Origin of the sequence: Bradyrhizobium sp. UFLA01-814 (assembly GCF_046718885.1) — a bacterium.
Lineage (GTDB): Bacteria > Pseudomonadota > Alphaproteobacteria > Rhizobiales > Xanthobacteraceae > Bradyrhizobium > Bradyrhizobium elkanii.
In genome coordinates this window covers 1-5,118 of record NZ_JAQOSR010000303.1, presented here as the reverse complement: position 1 = coordinate 5,118, position 5,118 = coordinate 1, and the positions used below count along the sequence as shown (strand labels likewise).

Below are 5,118 nucleotides of genomic sequence, written 5' to 3'. Positions count from 1 at the left end.
GACTAAGACAGAGAATGCGTCAGCAAAATGACTGAATGGAGCTGTCTTCGACAGCGCGTAAAGAGCATATCGGCGTCACCTTCCGCACTCGCTCGATCGAGGAGATGCGCGCGATCTTCGACGAGGTGCGCAAGGACATCTGGCCCGCGGTCGAGGCGCGCAAGCTGCATCTGCCGATCGACCAAATCTACAAGTTCGCGGCTAGGCGTTCGAACACACGGATGCCAACAATCACCTCGGCAGGATCGTGGTGACGTTGTAGTCGGCACGCACGGCTGCGTAGGATGGGTAGAGCGAAGCGAAACCCATCGATGTATCCGTGCAGCGAGATGATGGGTTTCGCTGCGCTCTACCCATCCTACAGCTACCGCGTTGATCCGCCCCACGTGCTCGGTCTCACCTGCGTGATGGCGACGCCGGAGATCGCGAGCAGCCCGCCGATAACCAGTTTCGGGGTCACGCTGTCGCCAAGGAACAGCACGCTCGAGATCAAGGCGAACACCGGAAGCAGCAGACCGAAGGGTGCGACGCGGGCCATGGAGCATCGGGCGATCAGCCAGAACCACAGGCCGAACCCGACAATGCCACCGATGAAGACGGTGTAGGCGAGCGCCAGCCAGCCCCGTTGATCCGCAGTGCCAAGGCTCGCCAGCTGCCCGTATTCCAGCAACAGCGACATCAACATCACCTGCGGCACGGTGAGCAGCGACGACCATCCCATCAACATCAGCGGATCGAAAGGGCCATAGCGTTTCGTCAGGACGGTGGACACCGCGAATGCGAAGGCAGCGGCAACCACGAGCAGCAGCGGCAGCGCGTTTGCCGACAGCCCCGGCCCCGCCGCCAGCACCACCACGCCGACGAACGCCAGTACCACGCCGGCGGACGTGATGAGCGACGGCCGCTCCGCGAGCAGCGGCCAAGCGAGCAGCACGGTGAAGGGCGGCGCGAGTTGATAGGCGACGGCCGACATGCTTCCCGAGCCGAGCCCAAGGCCGACATAGAACAGCCCGAAGTTCAGTCCGCCAAGGAAAACCGAAATAGCTGCGACAGGGCCGAACTGTTGGCGTGTCGGCCTTCTGACGAACGGAACAAGCAGCAGCGCGATGGCCAGGAAGCGCAGCGCGAGGAAGAACAGCGGCGGAAACTCGGTGACGCCGATCTTGATGACCACGAACTGATAACCCCAGAGCAAGGGAACGGCCACCGCGCAGACGATCTGGATCGCAGACATCGCATCTTTCCTTTCAAGACCGATCGGTCCATATATCGGCGCGCCGATCGCGCAGACGTCCAGAGGACATCAAGGGTCATTCCAACAGTTGCTTATTTGATGAAGCGATCGAGCAGCGCGTCGGCAGTGGCTTGCGACGTGGTGCGCGCCGGCGCCGTTTTGGCGACCACGCGCAGCCCCCAAAGGAAACAGATCAGAATTCGGGCGGCACTCGAAGGCTCGACGCCAGCGGCCAATCTGCCCGCGGTCTCCGCACGGGAAAATGCGTCCGCCACCCTGGCCTCCATGATCTTGAAGAAGCTCGCGAAGCGACGGCCAACCTCAGCATCCTGGCCAGCCAGTTCCATCGCCGTCGCCACCAACAGGCAGCCGCGCCGGCCATTGGCACCGCACGCGCGTTCAACGTAGCCGGCAAGGTAGGCTCGCAGGCCGTCGACCGGATCTCTGCGGGGGTCGAGTTCATCATCCATCCGCGTCAGCGCATCGGCAATGTAGCGATCGAGCGCGCGCAGGAACAGCGAGTGCTTGTCGCCGAAAGCGGCGTAAAGGCTGCCGCGCGAGAGCTTCGTCGCACGCAGCAGGTCCGGCAGCGCCGTGGCGTGATAGCCGCGCGACCAAAACACATTCATGGCGCGCTCGACCGCGGCCTCCATGTCGAAGCTTCGCGGGCGCCCACGGGGCGACTGCATGGCGGTTTGGCGGCTCATTGCCGATATATAGACCGATTGGTCTTTAAATAGCAAGTGCCGGCTTCGGATAACAACCCGGCGGGTCCGTAGGATGGGTAGAGCGAAGCGAAACTTCACGTTACCGCGCGGAAACAACTGATGTGTTTCGCTGCGCAACACATCCAGTGTCGTCCTGGCGAAAGCCAGGACCCATTACCCCGAATGCGAGTCATGAGGCGATGCAATTGCACCAGCTCACTTCAACAACACAACCCTGTGGTTATGGGTCATGGCTTTCGCCAGGACGACGGCATGATTTTGGCGCAAGGATGCAATTGCAACTGAGTGGCGATTGCGCGTGGCGAATGACACTTGATGTTCACCAACTCCCTGCTACACCGCCGCCCATGAGCTCTTCAAAGACCAGCGCACCCTCCACCAAGACATCCGTCGCCGCGATCTCGATCCTCGCCAGCGGCAGCATGGCGGTGGCGAAGTTCGTCGTCGGCATCGCGATCGGATCGCTGGCGCTGATCTCCGAGGCGCTGCACTCGTCGATCGACCTGGTCGCCACCATCATCACCTGGGCGGTGGTGCGGGTGTCCGACCAGCCGGCCGATGCAGAGCATCATTACGGCCACGGCAAGTTCGAGAGCGTCTCGGCGCTCGGCATCATCGCGCTGCTCTATGTGCTGGCCGGCGGCATCCTGGTCCAGGCCTACAGCCATCTGCGCGAGGGCGCGCCGCCGCCGTCGATATCGGCCATTCCCTTTGTCGTTCTGGTCATCGATATCGGCGTCAATCTGTGGCGGGCCCGCGCGCTGCACCGCGCCGCGCGCGACACCAAGAGCCAGGCGCTGGCCGCCGACGCGCTGCATTTCGCCTCCGACGTGATGGGCTCGACCGCCGTCATCGTCGGCCTGGTGCTGGCCGGCTTCGGCTTCTGGTGGGGCGATGCCGCGGCGGCGATCGCGGTCGCGGTGATGATCGCCCTGCTCGGCCTGCGCATGGCGCGGGAGACGGTCGAGACTTTGCTCGACCGCGCGCCCGAAGGCGCGCTGGAAAAGGCCACCGCCGCTATCAAGGCCGTGCCGGGGGTGATCGATGTCGACCGGTTGCGCGTCCGCATGGTCGGCGCCACGCATTTCATCGATGCCATCGCCAAGGTGCCGCGCACCTACCCGATCGACCGCGTCGAGGACATCAAGCGCAGGGCGCAGGCGGCGGTGACCAAGACGTTCGGCGACGCCGACCTCACCTTCACCGCGGTGCCGGTGGCGCGCGACAATGAGAGCGTGCGCGAACGCATCATGGTGATCGCGCGCAATTCCGGCCTCGCCATCCACCACGTCACGGTGCACGATATCGGCGGCAAGCTGATCGTCGGCATCGACCTCGAGGTCGACGGCGACATGGCGCTGGACGCGGCGCACGACATCGCCCACGAGCTCGAGCGCGCGATCCGCGAGGACTTTGGCGAGGACGTCGAGGTCGACACCCATATCGAGCCGCTCGAGCCGGAACTGCCGTGGGGAACCAACGCCGCGCCCGATCGCGTCGAGGCCATCAAGGCGGCGCTGACCGGCTTTGCCGATGGCGGCGCGATCCATGACATCCATAACGTGCGGGTCCGTAACACCGACGCCGGCGAGATCGTCAACTTCCATTGCCGCGCCCGGCCTTCGATGAGTGTGATCAAGGTGCACGAAAGCGTCGACGAGATCGAACGCAAACTGCGTCGTGCGTTCCCCACCGTGAAGCGTGTGATCAGTCACGCCGAGCCGACGCGCGCGTAATTCTACGGAGCCGTTCCTGTTTCGGACTCACTTTGCGCCGCCTGATTCTGTTTTGGACAAGAATTATTTCGCATTAACGAATCGTTGACTCTCGACAGTCCCGGAAATCTGGATTCAAATGATCATGATTCGGATGCATCGTGGGGAGCATCCGAACCGGGTAAAAAATCAGCTTAGAGCGGGGGTCTAAGGCATGGCGCGCGCGCATGCAGCGAACGCGTGCGTCCAATCCGATTCGATCAAGGGATTGGCGCAGTCGATCGCGAAACCGGCCTATCACAGGCTCTTGACGGCCGAGCCTGCACTGCGCCGCGCTGTCCCTACCCTCATCATCGCCTTCCTCATCACGATCTGCCTCGGCGCCTTCGTCCAGGTGATCGACCAGAACCGGCAGAAGCGCGGCGCGATGAAGCGCGACCTCGCCGCGCTCTCCGACATCCTCGCCGAACGTCTCGATCGCCTGACCTCGGTGCGGCGCGACCGGCTCGCCAACATCGAGCGGATGCAGGAACTGCTGCCGGACCTGATCCCGTCCTGGGGCATCGCCTATGGCCGCCACGTCATCATCACCAGCGCCGATCACCGCGTGCTGGCGCGCGTGCCGGTCGATGGCGCCGGCGAGAACGACCGCATCCTCGACATCGTCTCCACCGCGCAGCTGCTCGTCGCGCCCGGCCAGCAGGGCACGGTCAGCGACATGACGCTGCCAGGCGGCACCGGCGCGCTGGCGATCTCGCAGCTCGTCAAGTCGCTGCCCGGCCAGATCGTCGTGATCCAGGAGATGAACGAGCCGATCTGGGGATCGGACGCCGCGCTCTCGGTGACGCTGTCGGCGACCACGAGCTTCGTGGTGCTGATCCTCGGCTTCGCGTTCCACTGGCAATCGACCCGCGCCCGCGAGGGCGACCTGATCAACGACGCCGTGCGCGGCCGCATCGACACCGCGCTCAACCGCGGCCGCTGCGGATTGTGGGACTGGGACCTGTCGCGCGGCCGGATCTTCTGGTCGCAGTCGATGTTCACCCTGCTCGGCCTCGACACCCGCAACGACCTCCTCACCTTCGGCGAGGTCAACGCGCTGGTGAATTCGGACGACATCAACCTGTTCGACATCGCCGACCAGCTGATCTCTGGCAAGATCGATCACATCGACCAGAGCTTCCGCATGCGCCATGTCGGCGGCCACTGGATCTGGCTGCGGGTGCGCTGCGAGCTCAGCCACGCCGCCGCCGACGGCGGCCTGCATCTGATCGGCATCGCGGTCGACATCACCGAGCAGAAGAGCCTCGCCGAGAAGTCGGTGGAAGCCGATCTCAGGCTGCGCGACGCGATCGAGACCATTCCGGAGGCCTTCGTGCTGTGGGATGCCGACGACCGCCTCGTGCTCTGCAACTCGCACTTCCAGCGGCTGCACAAGCTG

General features: G+C 64.1%; 4 protein-coding genes and 1 pseudogene. 3 read left to right on the top strand and 2 right to left on the bottom strand.

The window, feature by feature from the left end:
- Positions 1-65: 65 nt before the first annotated feature.
- Positions 66-262, top strand: a pseudogene (locus PMN64_RS41895) (quinone oxidoreductase); the annotation flags it as partial.
- 102 nt (positions 263-364) lie between these two features.
- Here PMN64_RS41895 and PMN64_RS41890 read toward each other — a convergent pair.
- Together PMN64_RS41890 and PMN64_RS41885 are read right to left on the bottom strand one after the other, a co-directional pair.
- The gene (locus PMN64_RS41890) at positions 365-1,234 is read right to left on the bottom strand and encodes a DMT family transporter (RefSeq protein ID WP_411784998.1); all 870 of its coding nucleotides are present in this window, start codon (positions 1,232-1,234) and stop codon (positions 365-367) included.
- Positions 1,235-1,326: 92 nt separating this feature from the next.
- Positions 1,327-1,923 (bottom strand): TetR/AcrR family transcriptional regulator, encoded by a 597-nt coding sequence (locus tag PMN64_RS41885; protein WP_304499478.1) that lies wholly within the window; start codon positions 1,921-1,923, stop codon positions 1,327-1,329.
- A 386-nt stretch (positions 1,924-2,309) separates the two neighbouring features.
- Here PMN64_RS41885 and PMN64_RS41880 point away from each other — a divergent pair, with 386 nt between their 5' ends.
- Together PMN64_RS41880 and PMN64_RS41875 are read left to right on the top strand one after the other, a co-directional pair.
- Complete coding sequence (locus tag PMN64_RS41880) at positions 2,310-3,698, top strand: cation-efflux pump (RefSeq protein ID WP_411784997.1); 1,389 nt, start codon at positions 2,310-2,312, stop codon at positions 3,696-3,698.
- A gap of 193 nt (positions 3,699-3,891) precedes the next feature.
- On the top strand, positions 3,892-5,118 hold a 1,227-nt coding region (locus PMN64_RS41875; protein ID WP_411784996.1), incomplete at its 3' end, for a PAS domain-containing protein.

What these genes read in the sequence shown, in the direction of transcription:
- PMN64_RS41890 (WP_411784998.1), bottom strand. Translation starts at nt 1,234, where the DNA reads ATGTCTGCGATCCAGATCGTCTGCGCGGTGGCCGTTCCCTTGCTCTGG.
- PMN64_RS41885 (WP_304499478.1), bottom strand. Translation starts at nt 1,923, where the DNA reads ATGCAGTCGCCCCGTGGGCGCCCGCGAAGCTTCGACATGGAGGCCGCG.
- PMN64_RS41880 (WP_411784997.1), top strand. Translation starts at nt 2,310, where the DNA reads ATGAGCTCTTCAAAGACCAGCGCACCCTCCACCAAGACATCCGTCGCC.